The 16,145-nt window shown below is 62.8% G+C and carries 18 protein-coding genes and 1 other RNA gene; 7 read left to right on the top strand and 12 right to left on the bottom strand.

The annotated features are described in order from the left end of the window. Nucleotides 1-169 precede the first annotated feature (169 nt). A complete protein-coding gene (locus tag CN311_RS29200) occupies nt 170-688 on the bottom strand; it encodes a dihydrofolate reductase (protein ID WP_097577078.1) in 519 nt (172 codons plus the stop codon). Further along, entirely contained in the window at nt 688-1,713 is a 1,026-nt protein-coding gene (locus CN311_RS29195; protein ID WP_097577080.1) for a DUF4424 domain-containing protein, read from the bottom strand. The genes CN311_RS29200 and CN311_RS29195 overlap by 1 nt, the downstream gene beginning before the upstream one ends. A 216-nt stretch (nt 1,714-1,929) precedes the next feature. On the opposite strand from CN311_RS29195, the gene cobF reads away from it, so the two are divergent. Next, the gene (gene cobF / locus CN311_RS29190) at nt 1,930-2,700 is read left to right on the top strand and encodes a precorrin-6A synthase (deacetylating) (protein ID WP_097577077.1); all 771 of its coding nucleotides are present in this window, start codon (nt 1,930-1,932) and stop codon (nt 2,698-2,700) included. A gap of 49 nt (nt 2,701-2,749) precedes the next feature. Here cobF and CN311_RS29185 read toward each other — a convergent pair whose 3' ends face one another. From CN311_RS29185 to CN311_RS29160, 6 genes are all read right to left on the bottom strand, one after another. Continuing rightward, entirely contained in the window at nt 2,750-3,091 is a 342-nt protein-coding gene (locus CN311_RS29185) for a winged helix-turn-helix domain-containing protein (protein WP_097577076.1), read from the bottom strand. Between the two features lie 126 nt (nt 3,092-3,217). Next, entirely contained in the window at nt 3,218-4,330 is a 1,113-nt protein-coding gene (gene modC, locus CN311_RS29180) for a molybdenum ABC transporter ATP-binding protein (RefSeq protein ID WP_097577075.1), read from the bottom strand. Beyond that, nucleotides 4,327-5,031: a molybdate ABC transporter permease subunit gene (modB, locus tag CN311_RS29175; RefSeq protein ID WP_097577074.1), complete on the bottom strand. Its 705-nt coding sequence runs from the start codon at nt 5,029-5,031 to the stop codon at nt 4,327-4,329. The genes modC and modB overlap by 4 nt, the downstream gene beginning before the upstream one ends. A 16-nt stretch (nt 5,032-5,047) precedes the next feature. Next, nucleotides 5,048-5,845: a molybdate ABC transporter substrate-binding protein gene (gene modA, locus CN311_RS29170; protein ID WP_097577073.1), complete on the bottom strand. Its 798-nt coding sequence runs from the start codon at nt 5,843-5,845 to the stop codon at nt 5,048-5,050. Between the two features lie 358 nt (nt 5,846-6,203). Next, the gene (locus CN311_RS29165; RefSeq protein WP_097577072.1) at nt 6,204-6,998 is read right to left on the bottom strand and encodes a thymidylate synthase; all 795 of its coding nucleotides are present in this window, start codon (nt 6,996-6,998) and stop codon (nt 6,204-6,206) included. Nucleotides 6,999-7,145: 147 nt separating this feature from the next. Continuing rightward, entirely contained in the window at nt 7,146-7,457 is a 312-nt protein-coding gene (locus CN311_RS29160) for a DUF2853 family protein (RefSeq protein ID WP_097577071.1), read from the bottom strand. 169 nt (nt 7,458-7,626) lie between these two features. Here CN311_RS29160 and ssrA point away from each other — a divergent pair. Further along, nucleotides 7,627-7,986, top strand: a transfer-messenger RNA (tmRNA) gene (gene ssrA, locus CN311_RS29155). 23 nt (nt 7,987-8,009) lie between these two features. On the opposite strand, the gene CN311_RS29150 is transcribed toward ssrA, so the two are convergent. Beyond that, entirely contained in the window at nt 8,010-9,092 is a 1,083-nt protein-coding gene (locus tag CN311_RS29150) for a D-alanine--D-alanine ligase family protein (RefSeq protein WP_097577070.1), read from the bottom strand. Between the two features lie 126 nt (nt 9,093-9,218). Continuing rightward, entirely contained in the window at nt 9,219-10,115 is an 897-nt protein-coding gene (locus CN311_RS29145) for a LysR family transcriptional regulator (protein WP_097577079.1), read from the bottom strand. A 139-nt stretch (nt 10,116-10,254) separates the two neighbouring features. On the opposite strand from CN311_RS29145, the gene CN311_RS29140 reads away from it, so the two are divergent. Then, nucleotides 10,255-11,709, top strand: a complete 1,455-nt coding sequence (locus tag CN311_RS29140; protein ID WP_097577069.1) for an MFS transporter — start codon at nt 10,255-10,257, stop codon at nt 11,707-11,709. Nucleotides 11,710-11,755: 46 nt separating this feature from the next. On the opposite strand, the gene CN311_RS29135 is transcribed toward CN311_RS29140, so the two are convergent. Continuing rightward, nucleotides 11,756-12,961 carry a multidrug effflux MFS transporter gene (locus CN311_RS29135; RefSeq protein ID WP_097577068.1) on the bottom strand — a complete coding sequence of 402 codons (1,206 nt, stop codon included), beginning with the start codon at nt 12,959-12,961 and terminating at the stop codon, nt 11,756-11,758. Nucleotides 12,962-13,146: 185 nt separating this feature from the next. Here CN311_RS29135 and CN311_RS29130 point away from each other — a divergent pair, with 185 nt between their 5' ends. The 4 genes from CN311_RS29130 (at nt 13,147) to CN311_RS29115 (ending at nt 14,991) form a co-directional block, all read left to right on the top strand. Then, the gene (locus CN311_RS29130) at nt 13,147-13,836 is read left to right on the top strand and encodes a TetR/AcrR family transcriptional regulator (protein WP_097577067.1); all 690 of its coding nucleotides are present in this window, start codon (nt 13,147-13,149) and stop codon (nt 13,834-13,836) included. 174 nt (nt 13,837-14,010) lie between these two features. After that, on the top strand, nt 14,011-14,538 hold the full coding sequence (locus tag CN311_RS29125; protein WP_097577066.1) for an SspB family protein: 528 nt from the start codon (nt 14,011-14,013) through the stop codon (nt 14,536-14,538). Nucleotides 14,539-14,556: 18 nt separating this feature from the next. Further along, on the top strand, nt 14,557-14,760 hold the full coding sequence (locus CN311_RS29120) for a DUF4169 family protein (protein ID WP_097577065.1): 204 nt from the start codon (nt 14,557-14,559) through the stop codon (nt 14,758-14,760). 6 nt (nt 14,761-14,766) lie between these two features. Next, complete coding sequence (locus CN311_RS29115; RefSeq protein ID WP_097577064.1) at nt 14,767-14,991, top strand: ribbon-helix-helix domain-containing protein; 225 nt, start codon at nt 14,767-14,769, stop codon at nt 14,989-14,991. A 12-nt stretch (nt 14,992-15,003) separates the two neighbouring features. Here the strand turns inward: CN311_RS29115 and CN311_RS29110 are convergent. Further along, a partial coding sequence (locus CN311_RS29110; RefSeq protein ID WP_115504283.1) for a chloride channel protein occupies nt 15,004-16,145 on the bottom strand: 1,142 nt, incomplete at its 5' end.

The following is a 16,145-nucleotide window of genomic DNA, read 5'->3' as shown; positions in this document are numbered from 1 at the left end:
CTTGTCATTCCAGGGCATAAATGTCCTTTCGCTTGGAATTCCCTCAAGCGCCTGTTCTACGGCGCAAAATCCAATGTCGTTCTTCTATAGGGATGCGACGGCACGCTTTCAACGCGATCGGTTGCCGGCATCGTCCGATTTTGCAGCGGTCGCGGCCCTTTATCGCCTCTCAATGCACGTCATGGCGTCGTTCGTAAACCGAATAGCGCGTCGCATGGCTATCCTTTTCACCGGCCGGAACGTCCTCGGAGCGGACAATGTGCCACAAATCCGGATCGATCGGCGGGAAATGCGCGTCGCCGTCGACCGCGGCCAGGACATGCGTGACATGCAAGCGGTCGGCCAACGGCAGCGCCTGGGCATAGATCTCGCCGCCGCCGATAACACAGATTTCTTCGACGCCGGCCATGCAGCGCCCGCGAACATTCGCCAACCTGATCGCGTCGTCGAGCGAATGCGCGATTTCGACGCCTTCGGCGCGCCAAGCCTTGTCGCGGGTGACGACGATGTTGAGCCTGCCCGGCAGCGGCCGGCCGATGCCTTCAAAGGTCTTGCGGCCCATGATGATGGGTTTGCCCATCGTGTCTGCCTTGAATCGCCTGAGATCGCTGGAAAGCCGCCACGGCAAGCCGCCATCGCGTCCGATCACTCCGTTCTCGGCGATAGCGACATAGATCGCAACGTCCATCAGCCGCCATTCCCATTGTTCGACGGCTCGAGCAGCAATATGTCGATATCGCGCTCGGGATAGAAGTCATCGGCCGTCATCTCGAAGGTGGTCGGCCCGACCTTCCTGACCCCGACCTCGCTGGCATTGTCGCCGCAGAACGAGATCAGGTTCTTCGGATCGCCCTTGTCGACTGTCAGCTTGAACTTGCCGATGCTGCCCGATGCCCAGTTGCCGCCAGTGGTCAGGATATAGGCGATGCGGTTTTCGAAATATTTCGGGTTGCCGTCGGGATCGGCCTTTGCCGCCTTGCGGACCGCATTCTCGAACGTATCGTCCATGCAGTAGCGGGTCTTGTAGGCGCCATACTGGCCCTGGAACTGGCCGTCATGGAAAAAGCTGAGCGAGGACGTGCCGCCGACGCTCGGCTTGTAGTGGTGGGCGACGTGGACGGCCTTGTTGGCGGGAAAGGTCGAGCGCCACCAATAGGTCGAGCGCAGCTGCCAGAACGGCACATGGACGGTCTTCATGCCTGAACCGTCGTCGGAAGTATCCTCGACGATGATGCCGCGGTTGACCCAGTCGTCGGCAACCGCTTGCGGCAGCTTTGCCAGCGCCGCCTTGGCGGCATCGCCGAACGGGTAGAACGGCACGTTTTGCGCCTTCAAATCGGCACTGATGTCGATGCCAAGCGCGAACACCTTCTGCTCGAGTTGCGGCTTTACCGCGACGCCGTCGATCGCCACCCCGAAGCCAAGGAAATTATCGCTCTGGTCGTCGGGGATCGCCGGCATCTCGTAGGGACCACCTTCGATGTCGGGCATCGGAAAGGCGACGACAGCATCGACATCCTTGTCGGTATTGTTGCGGAAGACATAGTCGACCGTCACCTTGTCCGCCGAGATGAAGAGATCCTCGCTCTCCATCGCCACCGCGTCGCTGCGCGACAGGATCAGGCCGCCGGTGCCGAGTTCAGCGATCGAATCATTGGCGAGCGCCGGCGCGGCGCAAATCGCCAGTGCTGTGGTCACAACATATCGAAACATCGACGCTTCCTCGGCGAAACCATGCATGTCGCCCAAAAGCATGCCCGCCCCGAGGGTGCGCAGCGGATTTGGAACAACGACATGCATAACCAATAATGCCGGCACGACCCTAGCCGTTCGGTCTGGCGTTTCAAAGCCCTTCCGCTCGTCATGGACGCCTGCGCTCATGCCAAGGTTGTCTGGACACAAACGCGCCGATCGGGCAGGAGTTCGCCCATGCGCAAGCTTCTCGTCATCGGCATCGGCGCCGGCAATCCCGACCATATGACCGTGCAGGCCATAAACGGCCTGAACCGGGCCGACGTGCTGTTCATTCCCGACAAGGGCGCGACGAAGAACGATCTCGCCGAATTGCGTCGCCAGATCTGCGACCGCTTCGTCACCAATCCGAAGTCACGCCGCGTCGAATTCGACGTGCCGGTGCGCGCCGAGCCGACGTCCTCCTACCGCTCGACCGTCGATGACTGGCATGAGGCGATCGCCGCTATCTATGAAGGCTTGATCCGCGACGAGCTTGCGCAAGACGGCTGCGGCGCCTTCCTGATCTGGGGCGATCCCTCGCTCTATGACAGCGCGCTGCGCATTCTGGAGCGCGTGCGTCTCAGGGGCAATGTCGAATTCGCATTGGAAGTCATTCCCGGCATCACCGCCGTCCAGGCGCTCGCCGCCAGCCACAAAATGGCGCTGAACCGTATCGGCGATGCCATCCTGATCACCACCGGCCGCCGGCTCACCGAGGAGGGTCTGCCGGAAAACGCCGGCAGCACCGTCGTCATGCTGGACGGCAAATGCGCCTTCAACACGCTGAAGGACAAGAACGCCGTCATCCATTGGGGCGCTTATCTCGGCACGCCGGATGAGATCATTATTTCCGGTCGCCTCGGCAATGTCGGCGACGAGATCGAGCGCGTCCGCGAGGAAGCCCGCCGGAAAAAAGGTTGGATCATGGACACGTATCTGCTGCGCAAACCTGATGTAGGGCAGTAGGGCAGTATATCCCTATTGCCCTATTGCCTATTCCCCTACTCCCTACCTCTCACCCCGCATTTATCTCCGCCTGCAGTGCTTCCATATGCGCCGCCGCCGCCGAACTGGCCGCCCGCTCGATGGCGCGAAAACGGCCGACCACTGCCAGCCCCACCGCCGTCAGTTGCGCGCCGCCGCCCTTCCTGCCGCCTGTCTGCGCCGCGACCAGCGGCTTGCCGAACACCCGGTTCATGTCCTCGACCAGGTCCCAGGCATGCTTGTAGGACATTTCCATGCCGCGCGCCGCGGCCGAGATCGATCCGAAGGCGGCGATCTGCTCCAGAAGCTCGATCTTGCCCGGCCCGATGCGCCCATCGGGATCGAGATTTATCCGCAAGCTCAGCGACGGCATTTTTCCTCCTCCCCAGTCACGCCCGCACCGGACTCACGCCCGCACGAGACTCACGCCCGCACCCAGACTAATGTCTCTTCGGCGACATCGCTATTCCAAAGCAATATAGCGAAAATCATCAACCGGTCACCCATCCGCCTCCGACGGCAGGCCGGCGCCGGTATTCGCCCGGTCGAAACTCACCGTCTTGACCACCGCGAACACCTTTCGGCCGAGCCGCAGCTTCAGCGCCTGCCTCGACTGTTCGGTGATCCGGGCAAGTATGGTTGCGCCATTGCAGTCGATGCCGACCTCGACCGCAGGCCCCTCGCCCGGCGCAATCGCGACGATCGTGCCCGGCAGGATATTGAGCGCGCTGAGGCCTGTCGGCTGTTCGGTCGCGATCATGACGTCACGGGCGCGGATGCGGATGCGAACCGGCGCCCCGACCGTCATCGCCAGAAGCGGCACACGGATCTCGCCCGCCGCCGAGGCGAGCACGCTCATGCCGAAAGCTTCGTCATGGCGCAGCACCGCCGTATCCAGAACGGCGCCGCCCTCGCCGCGCTCTTCCGCCGGCAACAGATCGAGCCGCTGCATGATCGCTCCGGTCGGTCCGGCGGCCGCGACCTTGCCTTGCGCCAGCACCACCACGTCGCTCGCCAGCCGCGCCACTTCGGCGATGGAATGGCTGACATAGACGATCGGGAGTTTCGTCTCGTCGCGCAGCCGCTCGATATAGGGCAGGATCTCGGCCTTGCGCGCATCGTCGAGCGAGGCCAGCGGTTCGTCCATCAGCAGCAGTTTCGGGCTGGCAAGCAGCGCCCGGCCGATCGCCACGCGCTGCTTCTCGCCGCCGGAAAGCTTTGCCGGCCGCCGCTCGAGCAACGGACCGATGCCGAGCAGGTCGACCACGGCATTGAAGTCCGCATAGCGTTCCGCCGTGGGCGTGAACCAGCGGCCATAGCGCAGATTGCTCGCCACGCTCATATGCGGGAACAGCCGCGCATCCTGGAACACGATGCCGATGCGGCGCTTGTGCTTCGGCACGAAGATGCCCGACGCCGTATCGACCAGCACGCGGCCGTCGACCGCGATCCGCCCCCTGTCGGGGCGGATCAGTCCGGCAATCATGTTGATCAATGTCGTCTTGCCGGAGCCCGAGGGACCGAACAGCGCGGTCAATCGCCCGGCGCTCTCGAAACGGGCCTCGATGCCGAAATCGCCAAGCCGATGGCTGATGTCGACAACAACGCTCATTCGATGTCCATCCGTCGGCCGACGCGCCGCGCCAGCACTTCCGAGGCGACAAGGGCCGCCATCGAAATGACGATCGAGATCAGCGTCAGCCGGAGCGCGCCCTCGTCGCCGCCGGGCACCTGGGTAAAGGTGTAGATCGCCGAGGGCAGCGTCTGCGTTTCGTTCGGGATGTTGGAGACGAAGGTGATCGTCGCGCCGAACTCGCCCATCGCCTTGGCGAAGGACAGGATCGCGCCGGCAATCAGGCCGGGCAGGATCAGCGGCAGCGTGATGGTGGCGAACACGAGCAGCGGATTGGCGCCAAGCGTGCCTGCCGCCGCTTCGATTCTGCGGTCGACCGCCTCGATCGACAGCCGGATCGCCCGCACCATCAGGGGAAAGCCCATGATACCGCAAGCCAGAGCCGCGCCCGTCCAGCGAAACGAAAAGACGATGCCGAAATGCTCGGCGAGGAACGCGCCGGCCGGCCCGCGCCTGCCGAACGTCAGAAGCAGCAAATAACCGGTCACCACCGGCGGCAGGATCAGCGGCAGATGCACCAGCCCGTTGAGCAGCGTCTTGCCCCAGAATTTTCCGCGGGCAAGAACGAGCGCGATCAATATGCCCGGTGGCAGGCTGAAAAGCATCGCCACGGTTGCCACCTTGATCGACAGCCGGACCGCATTCCATTCGTCGGCAGTGAGGTCCAGCAGCCAGGTCATGCCTTGGTTTCGTACCTCAGTTGCTCGGCGTCAGGACGGTGAAACCCTGCTGCTTGAAGAGCGCGCCGGCCTTGGCGGATTGCAGGCATTTCAGGAAGGCAGGCATATCCGTGTCCTTCGAGTCGGCGATCTGGGCAACCGGGTAGATGATCGGCGGGTGCGAATCCTCCGGAAAGGTGCCGATCACTTTCACGCCGGGCTCGGCATGCGCGTCGGTGGCATAGACGATGCCAAGGGCCGCTTCGCCGGTCGAGACCAGCTTTAGCGCCGCGCGCACATTCTCGGCCTGCGCCACCTTGCCTTCGACCGAGGACCAGACGCCAAGCGATTCAAGGGCAGCCTTGCCGTATTTGCCGGCCGGAACCGCCTTGAAATCACCCATGGCGAGCTTGCCGTCGCCGATGAGCGTGGCAAGATCAAAGCCCTTTTCGATCTTGGTTTCGACAGTGGAATCCTTCGGCGCCACCAGCACGATCTCATTGCCGAGCAGCTTCACCTCGGTGTCCGGCTTGGTCAGATTCTGGTCGGAGAGATATTTCATCCAGTCGAGATCGGCCGAGATGAAGATATCGGCCGGCGCGCCGCCCTCGATCTGCTTAGCCAGCGCCGAACTCGCCGCGTAGGAAATGATCGCGGTCTCGCCGACATCGGCCGCGCAGGCTTTGTTGACGGCATCGAGCCCGTCCTTGAGGCTGGCCGCGGCAAACACCACCACCTTGTCCTCCGCATGCGCCGCCGGCATTACAGCCGTCAGCGCCGCTGCAAAACCAGCGATCGCAATCGCCCTCAATCCAAGACCTTTGCGCGCTACCATGAAAAACTCTCCCAGGTTTTGAAATCCGCTCGACTCGAAGCCTGCCACCGATATATCTGGATGAACATAACAAGGGAAGGCTTTTGGCTCAGCGCAGCCATTGTATCTTGGTGCCGTCGCGGCCTGCGATGAATTGGATTGGATACAGCGGTATGAGGTCCGTTCAGCGGCAAATCGCAACCTTCGAGATTGGCCGAAACATCCCCTCCCTTCGTCATCAACTCTGAGGAATGGTGGCCATCGCCGCCGTCGTGCGGAAGATCGTCGTCACCCTAAACGCTAGGCTCAGAGACGCCACCATTCCTCAGAGTTGATGACGAAAGCGTGGTGGCCTGCGGCCAATCGCGAATGGCAACGCCTATACAGCGATCGGCGCCTTGATCGTCGCGTCGGCGAAATAATTCTCGAGCCGAAAATCCTCGAAACGGAAGGCAAAGAGATCCTTCACGTCCGGGTTGACCCACATGGTGGGCAGCACCTTGGGCGTGCGCTGCAACTGCTCGCGCGCCTGCTCGAAATGGTTCGAGTAGAGATGCGCGTCGCCTAGTGTGTGGACAAAATCGCCGGGTTTCAGCCCGGTCACCTGCGCCACCATCAGCGTCAGCAACGCATAGGAGGCGATATTGAAGGGAACACCGAGAAAAATGTCGCCCGAACGCTGGTAGAGCTGGCAGGAGAGCCTGCCTTCCGAGACATAGAACTGGAACAGGCAGTGGCAGGGCGGCAGCGCCATGGCCTCAACCTCGGCCGGGTTCCACGCCGAAACGATCAGACGGCGGGAATTAGGGTTCTTGCGTATCTCCTTGAGAAGGCCCGCAATCTGGTCGATAGCGCCGCCATGACCGTCCGGCCAGGAGCGCCATTGCTTGCCATAGACCGGGCCGAGATTGCCATTCTCGTCGGCCCATTCGTCCCAGATGGAGACGCCATTATCGTTGAGGTACTTGATGTTGGTGTCGCCGGCCAGGAACCACAAAAGCTCGTATATGATCGACTTCAAGTGCAGCTTCTTGGTGGTGGTGACCGGAAAACCACGCGCCAGGTCGAAGCGCATCTGGTAGCCGAACACCGAGCGTGTTCCGGTGCCTGTGCGGTCGCCGCGGTCGGCGCCGTTATCCAGCACGTGCTTCAAGAGGTCGAGATATTGGCGCATTGGCTTCGGCTCGATTCGGGTTGTCAGCCATCATAGCCGACTGGCGGTCGGCCGAACATATCAAAGCGCGGGATGTTTCGACAGGATTCGCTGGCAGCGCTACAAGCTGGCGCGGCGATCGCGCCAGCTTCCGCTTCGATGCAGAGGTCAGAGGGAGTCGAGCTTGCCCAGATCCTTGGCTACCAGATAATAAAAGGTCACGCGGCTCTTGGTGTTGTCGGCCGCCATCGCCTTGCAGGTCTTTTCGATCGCCGCATCCGCCTTGCTGGCGTCGGTGACGCCGAGCTTCTTGGCAGCCCAATTGTCCCTGACGCGCTCGAGTTCCTTGGGGTCCGTGCAGGACACCAGCGAGGAATCGCGGTTCCTGAGCGCGATGCCCAGATGCTTCACGATCTTTTCGACCGCGTCGGCATTCGCCGCGGCGTCGTATTTCTTCACGTCTGCAAGATAGTCGGACATCAAATTTCCCCTCGTCGGCGCCACGGGATCCGGTCGATGAGGGTTGTGGCGCGCTGCCGCAAGTGTGCGCTGGATCGATAACTCCTCACCGTCGCAAACCTTCGGTTGAGACCGTCTTCAAGTCAACCCTTCGTCCAGCAGTTTGACACAGACAAGAACCTGCCGTTCCGGCCTTTCATTTCTTGCGATGGCCCCCTATATTCGTTTTGTCGGCTTGACCGACTATGGCGATAAACAGGCGATGAAATAAGCCGTTCGGACCCGGGGGCGGTACCCGGCGCCTCCACCAAAAACCGCTCTTCATGAGGAGCGGCTTTTGCTGGGGGCGAAATAGGATCGACGAAGGTGTAAAGATCGTACTTTTGCCCGGCATTGTACCACCGTCATCGGGCTAAACTTATAGTTGCCAACGACAACTATGCGGAAGCTCGTCTCGCTGCTTAATGCAGTGCGAACGCTTCAAATCAAGCCCTAGGGGTTCGCACTTCTAGGCGGGGTTCGGAGGTACCTGGCAACAGAAACCTCCACTTCCCCCCTTTTCAATGACAAGCCTCAAGCTGCCGCTGGCACGCTAACGCCGGCGCGCGCCAGGCCGTGCGCCACGAGCCGGTCGATGACCTCCCCGTAGCTCACGCCGCTCGCCGCCATGGCCTTGGTGTACATGCTGATGTCGGTGAAGCCGGGAATGGTGTTGAGCTCGTTCACGAGGTAATGCATGTCGGCCGTCAGGAAGAAATCGACTCGGGCCATGCCATCGCAGCCGACGGCGCGAAAGGCCTTGGCGGCGATCTCGCGGATACCGGCTTCGATCCCAGGCGGCAGTTCAGCCGGGACCTTCAGTGCGGCGCCATTCTCGTCGATGTACTTGGCGTCGTAGGTGTAGAAGCCGTGGCTTTCAGCCGGTACGATCTCGCCGGGACGGGACACGAACAACCCGCCATTGGCGTCCTCCAGCACGCTGCATTCAATCTCGCGGCCGCTGATGCATTCCTCGGCCAACAGCTTGCTGTCATGTTTGAGGCCCTCGGCGAGCGCTGCTTCATAGTCCCCCTCGGTCGCGACCTTGCTGACGCCAACGGACGAGCCCTGCCGGGCGGGCTTGATGAAGAGCGGAAGTCCCAGGTCGCGCTGCAGGTCGGCAAAGGCCGGTGCAGCGCCTTTCGAGACGGTGACGGACCGGGCCATCGGCAATCCCGCCTCGTTAAGAAGGCGCTTTGCCATCTCCTTGTCGAGGGCCGTGGCCGAACCGAGGATGCCGCAGCCCGCAAACGGCACCCGCGCCACTTCCGCCAGCCCCTGCACCGAGCCGTCCTCGCCGTGCAGGCCGTGCAGCACCGGAAAGACGATATCGATCTTCGCCAGTTCGTGCGGTCCGCCGCCTGCCGGGATCGCCAGGATGCGGCCGCGGCCGCCCGGCACGAGGCAGATCTCCGTTCCCGCCGCCGGCCTTGCCAGCGCCCCGTCCTCGAAGCTGCTCAGCAGCCACTGCCCCTCGCGGGTGACGAAGATCGGCACCGCCTCATATCTGGCGGGCTCCAGCGCGCGCATAACATTGGTTGCCGAAAGCACAGACACTTCATGCTCGGCGGAGCGCCCGCCAAAGAGCACGGCAATGCGCAGTCTGTTCGCGGCCATGGATGTCTCCCGAATGGGCTGGTGCTGAAAAATTGCAAGTCGACAGCAATACCCTGGTTATCCGTATACTCGTATACGAGATTCGCAGGTGCATTCAAGCCGGCCGGCAGAAGCGTAGTGCAAAACCTAGCCAGCCGCGCCGCAAACCTCCCGCACGCATTTGCGCAGCCAGCGATGCACCGGATCGGCGTCGAGCCGCGGGTGCCAGAGCAATGAAATCGTGACCTCCGGTATAGCGGCCGGAATGGCAAAACTATGCATTCCGGTACGCAGATTGCCGGTATACCGTTCGGGAACGGTGGCGATCAGATCCGACGACCGGGCCAAGGCCAGCGCGGTCGAGAAACCGCCGACGACCATGACGATGTCCCGCTTCAGTCCCAACGATTCCAGGGCTTCATCGGCCGGTCCCCTGTCGAGACCCCGTCGCGAAACGCCGATATGCTTGCTATCAGCATAACGAGTGGGTGTGATCTCGCCTTGGCTCAACGCGTGCCCCATGCGCACGACGCCGATGAAACGATCCCTGAACAATGCCTGTGTGCGCACCTCCGGGCCCGTGGCGCCTCCCACGACGCCCGTCTCCAGATCTATATTCCCCTCACGCAGCGACGTGCTGTCCTTGTCCGACTTCAGCACAAAGCGCAGCCGCACATTCGGAGCCTCCTCCCTGAGGCGAGCCATCAGATCCAGTCCGAAGTTTTCCGCAAAGCCTTCTCGGGTCCGCAGCGTGAACGTTCGGGTCAATTGCTTGAGATCGGGCTTCTCCGCCGGACGCAGAGCGATCTTGGCGTCCTCGACGAGCTGACTGACCCGTTCGCGAAGTTCGAGTGCCCGAGGTGTCGGAACGAGACCGCGTCCGGCCCGAACCAGCAGCGGATCGCCCGTCGTCTCGCGCAACCGCGCCAGCGCCCGGCTCATCGCCGATGGGCTGAGCCGCAACCGCCGGGCCGCGCGCGCGACGCTGCCCTCCACAAGCAGGACGTCAAGGGTGACCAGCAGGTTGAGATCGGGTGTCGACATGCACCTGACATAGCACGTCTTGATCATGATGTGGCGTCTAATGCACGAATGGAATGCAAATGATGCGTGTTCCGCCATATATGGCAAAGGACTACGTCTCTGACAGCTCCATTTCGGGAGCCGCCAGAAGACGGAGTTAATGTTGAAGCCAATCATCGCGGGACAGAATGCGGCGGCAGCTGCCAATGCGGTTCGAACACCCTCGATCCGATGGGTGCTCGCCGGTCTGTCGCTATCGATGCTGCTGTCCTCGCTCGGCACCAGCATCGCCAATGTCGGCTTGCCGAAATTGGCGCTGGTGTTCAACGCCTCCTTCCAGGACGTCCAGTGGGTCGTGCTGGCTTATCTTCTGGCCATCACCACGCTGATCGTCAGCGTCGGACGGCTCGGCGACATCGTGGGCCGCCGCCGGCTGTTGCTGGCCGGTATCTTCCTGTTCACCGCGGCCTCGGGCTTGAGCGGCGTGGCCCCCACGCTCTGGTGGCTGGTCGCGGCCCGGGCCGTACAGGGCCTGGGGGCGGCCATCATGATGGCCCTGACCATCGCCTTTGTCGGCGACACCGTACCGAAAGCAAGGACCGGCAGCGCCATGGGTCTGCTTGGAACGATGTCCGCGGTCGGCACCGCGCTCGGCCCATCTCTGGGCGGCGTGTTGATCGCCGGCTTCGGCTGGCGGGCAATCTTTCTCGGCGCGGTGCCGCTGGGCATGCTGACTTTCTACCTCGCGCATCGCCATTTGCCGGTCGATCGCGTCGAGCCGAAGGCCGATCGGGCCCGCTTCGACACGATCGGCACATTGCTGCTTGCCCTGACGCTCGCGGCCTATGCGCTCGCCATGACGATCGGGCGCGGCAGTTTCGGTCCGTTCAACCTGGCACTGTTGCTGGCAGCCCTCTTCGGGGTCGGCCTCTTCGTGTTCGCCGAGGCAAAGATGGCATCACCCCTCGTCCGACTGGCGATGTTTCGCGATCCGGCACTGAGTGCGAGCCTCGCCATGAACGCGCTGGTCTCGACGGTGATGATGGCAACGCTGGTGGTCGTGCCGTTCTACCTTTCCCGCGCGCTCGGGCTCAACGAGGCGCTTGTTGGGCTGACCATGTCGATTGGCCCGGTCGTCTCCGCGTTGAGCGGTGTCTTGGCCGGCCGTATCGTCGACCGTCTGGGGGCGCCAGCGATGGTCGGAGCCGGGCTTGTGCTGATGGCGGCCGGTTCGTTCGCCCTGTCCGTGATTCCAGCATCGTTCGGCATTGCAGGCTACATTGCCGCCATCATCGTCCTGACCCCCGGCTATCAGATGTTCCAGGCCGCCAACAACACTGCCGTCATGATGGATGTCGGGCCGGATCGGCGCGGCGTCGTTTCCGGCATGCTCAGCCTGTCGCGCAATCTCGGCCTCATCACCGGCGCGTCCGTCATGGGTGCCGTGTTCGCGCTCGCATCGGCGACGACCGACATCGCAACGGCACCTCCCGAAGCCGTTGCATCAGGCATGCGCATCACCTTCGCCGTGGCGGCAAGCCTGATCGTCGCAGCACTCGCCATCGCGGCTGGCAGCCATGTCCTCGCAACACGGCGAACCGGATCTCAGGCATGAAAAAGGCCGGGACCGAGCCCGGCTTTTCCCAAGGGTGTGGTGATCGTTACTCGGCTGGTGCCTCGACGGTTTCGCGTCCACGGCCGAGCGTCACCTTGGCCAGCGTGAACGAGATCACCGCGCAAAGCGTGATGCCGGCGACCATCGGCAGCGGCGTGCCGTCGAAGAAAACGCCGGCGACACCCATGGCGACCGCGCCGATGGCGAAGTGCAGCGTGCCCATCAATGCCGAGGCGGTGCCGGCGATTTGGCCATGCTCCTCCATGGCCAGCACCGACGTCGTCGGGATGATCAGGCCGAGAAAACCATAGCCGACGAACAGCAGCACCGCCATCACGTCGAGCCGGTCGACGCCGGAGGCCATGATCGCGAACAGCACCACCATCGTCGTCGCATAGCCGACCACCGCGACGCGCACCAGGCGCCTGAGGCCGAAGCGCTCCGACAGCAGGCCGGTCAGCTGCGACATGCCGATGAAGGCCACCGCATTGATCGAGAAGAACACGCTGTAGACCGAAGGCGACAGCCCGTAATGGTCGATCAGGATGAAGGACGAGCTCGACAGATAGACGAAGAAGCTCGCAATGCCGAAGCCGGCGATGGCCGTCAGGCCAAGGAAGTTGCGATCGCCCATCAGGAAGCGGTAGCCTGAAAGCGCCGTGCCGAAGGAGGAGCCGGCGCGCTCTTCGACCGGCCGCGTCTCCTTGAGCGAGGTGGCGAGCAGGATGGTGGCGAGCACCGCCGCGCCCGTCACCGTCCAGAACACGGCGCGCCAGCCGAAATTCTCGATGATGACGCTGCCGGTCAGCGGCGCCAGGATCGGCGACACGGAAAACACCAGCATCAGGAGCGACATCAGCTTGGCCGCCTCGGTACCCGTGTGCAGGTCACGCACGATGGCGCGCGGCACCGCCATGCCGGCGCTGGCGCCGAGCCCTTGCAGGAAACGGAAGGCGATCAGCCATTCGATGGTCGGCGCCATCGCCGAGCCGATGCCGCCCACCATGAACAGCGCCAGGCCGCCATAGAGCGGCAGCTTGCGGCCGACCATGTCGGAGATCGGCCCGACGAGGATCTGGCCGAAACCCATGGACAGGAAGAAGATCAGCAGGCTCATCTGCACAGCGGCGGTGCTGGCGTTGAGGTCCTCGCCGATCGACGGCAATGCCGGGAGGTACATGTCGATGGCGAAAGGGCCGATGGCGGACAACAAGCCGAGCACGACCGCGATGCGGAGGAATTTAGGACTCATAATATAGGCTTCTTTCGAATCTGGTTGCCGCCGCGGATCGGCGTCTAACCCCAGGACGTTCCATCCCGTGAAATTCCGACTCCGAGGACCGAGTTCTACGTCCCTTCCGAGTGAAATCCCTTTATCTTAGTCCACAAATTTAGACACTCTTGTCCAATTCGTCAATCGCCTCTATATAGATTTCCATGAAGCTCGGCGTTTCTCCTGACATTATCCCGCCACGTGGCCATGAGGCCAAGCGTGTCTCCATCATGGATGCCGCCAGCGAGGTGTTCTGCCGCGAGAGCTTCGCAGGCGCCAATATCGACATGATCGCCGCCGAAGCCGGCGTGTCCCGCCAGACGATCTACAACCACCATGGCGACAAGGAGAAACTCTTCGTCGCCATCGTGCGCGATCTCACCGAGCGCTGCAATGCCGGTATCTTCGCCACCATTTCCACCTTTCCCGACCAGCCGAACGATCTCGAGGCCGACCTGATCGCCTTCGCCGTGCGCATGAACCGCAACTGCATCTGCAACCGCGACGGAAAATTCCTGCGCAAGCTGATCCAGACCGAGGGCGAGCGCTATCCCGAACTCTTCGCCGAATGGCGCGAACAGGGACCGGGCAGGACATGGCCGGCGATCGCTGCCCGTTTTGCCCGCCTCGCCCATGCCGGTTTCCTCGACATCGACGATCCCGATGTCGCGGCGCGCCAGTTCCTGGCGCTTGCCAATGCCGAATTGCAGACCACTTTCATGCTCGGCGGCACGCCCGATGAGGACGAGGTGCTGCAGTCCGCGACGCATGGCGTGCGCACCTTCCTGCGCGCCTTCGGCAAGCGGCAGCCCGCAGCCAACGCGAGCAAACAGGGCGCGCTTGCCAACGCCTGATGCAGGTAGCCCAAAGCACGTAGCGGTTTTGAAACCACGACATGCATGAAATAAAGCGATCAAATCTCAGGCATCGTTGCCTCGCATCTGCACGCTCGGCCTCTATATCCGGTTTACGCCGCCCTCAAGCTTGATTACAGCTATGCGGACGATTCAACGGAACCTGACTGGCATATGGCCGACGACCACATCCGCTACGACATTCTGGCCCAGGAGGCGTTGCGCGGCGTCATGCGCAAAGTCCTGGCCGAGGTCGCGCGCACCGGCCTCCCCGGCAACCATCATTTCTTCATCACCTTCCTGACCGGCGCGCCGGGCGTGCGCGTGTCTTCGCGGCTGCGCGAGCGCTATCCCGAACAGATGACCATCGTCATCCAGTTCCAGTATTGGGACCTGAAGGTCACCGACACCGGCTTCGAGGTCGGGCTGTCTTTCTCCGACGTGCCGGAAAAGCTGGAAATCCCGTTCTCGGCTGTCCGCGGCTTCTATGACCCGTCCGTCAATTTCGAGCTTGAATTCGACGTGAAGACGGAAACTTCGGATGATGAAGCCACCCAGCCTGCCGAGCCGCTGGCCATCGTTGCCGAGAAGAAGCCGGAAACCAAGAAAAAGGCCGCCGAGGCCGAAAAGAAGCCTGCCGCGGCCGACGCCGCGGCCAAGGGCGCCGACGTGGTATCCCTCGACGCCTTCCGCAAGAAGTAGCCCGGCGGGCCGCGCGAGATGACCGACATCGTCAATCTCCGCCATGCCCGCAAGCAGAAGGCGCGCGCCGAAAAGGAACGCCTTGCCGAGCAGAACCGGGCGCTTCATGGCCGCTCCAGGGCTGAGCGGGAGCGTGACCGGTTGGCCGCCGATAGGAGCGAGACGTTCGTCGCCGGCCATCGCCGCGAAAAGTCGGGCGAACCGGATGAATCCGATGCCTGACGTGAAATGAGCCCGGTCGAAAAACGCTCTGTGACCATTCGCGGCCATCGCACCAGCTATTCCCTCGAAAAGCCCTTCTATGACGATCTCGTCGCCATTGCGGCTGAACGAAAACTGACGCTTGCCGCACTGGTCGCCGAAATCGACGAGAGCCGGCCGCGCGACGCCAACCTGTCGTCGGCGCTCAGGCTCTACGTCCTGGACTGGGCCAAGCGCGCCAACAATGCTTGACGGCTGGCTTGTCTAGGCAATGCCACCCTGTTTGCCGCGCCTGGCGCCAAAGCCCAGCAAGGCCGACCGATCGCGTTCTTCGGCTTGTTTCTTCGACCTGACCCGCATCAGGTCCTTCCAGCCGACATAGCCGACCAGCCGCGAATCCTCCCGCGCGACGACGGGCAGATGCGATACGTTGGCCGTCAGCAATTTGTCGGAGAGACCTTCGAGATATTCATCCGGATAGGCGAGCGTCACCTTGCTGCCGGCCAGCAACTCGCCAAGCATCGTGCTGCGGTGCTTGCCGGCGCGTCTCCAGCGCAGGATTGCCGGAGGGTCGATCAGGCCGAGTACATGGCCGTCTTCGTTGACCACCGGGAAACTTGGATGCCGCGTCTCCGGCGCGGTGAGGAACGCCGCCGCGCCATGCAGCGTCATCGTCGCCGGCACACTCTCGACTTCGGTGGTCATGACTTCGCGCACCCTGGTCAGCGCGAACGGATCGACGCGATATTCGCGAACCAGGTGATGCCCTCGCCTCGCCACCTTTTCGGTGAGGATCGAACGCTTCATCAACAACACGGTGACCGCATGCGCGGTGGCGCAGGCTGCAATCAGCGGCACCAGCACATGGGTATTGCCGGTCAACTCGACGGCGAAGAAGGTAGCAGTCAGCGGCGCCCGCATCGTGCCGCCCATGGTGGCGGCCATCGCCAGCAGCGCCCAGAACCCCGGATCCGCCGCCGGGAGGAAACCCGCCAGGACCGCACCCATGGCGCCGCCCATGATCAAAAGCGGCGCCAGCACGCCTCCCGATGTCCCCGAGCCGAGCGCCACGGACCAGATGATGGCCTTCACCACCAGCAGGACGAGTGCGGCCTTGGCGACCGTTCCTCCGTCCAGCATGCTGGCGATATTGTCATAGCCGACGCCGAGCGCCCGCGGTTCGATCAGCCCGCCTATGCCGACCACCAGGCCGCCCAGCATTGGCCACCACATCCAGTGAATGGGCAGTTTCTGGAAACCGTCCTCGCAGGCATAGACCATCTGCGTCAGCAATCCCGACAATAGCCCCGCCGCAATGCCGACCAGCACCCACCCGCCAAGGCCGACAAACGACACTTCCATGCCGCCCTGAAACGGAAAGATCGGCCCCGGCAGGTGCAGCAGCG

The organism is Mesorhizobium sanjuanii (assembly GCF_002529485.1).
In the GTDB taxonomy this organism is placed as follows: domain Bacteria; phylum Pseudomonadota; class Alphaproteobacteria; order Rhizobiales; family Rhizobiaceae; genus Mesorhizobium; species Mesorhizobium sanjuanii.
Note: the sequence above shows the minus strand (reverse complement) of the source record. Positions and strands in the feature narration are given on the sequence as shown.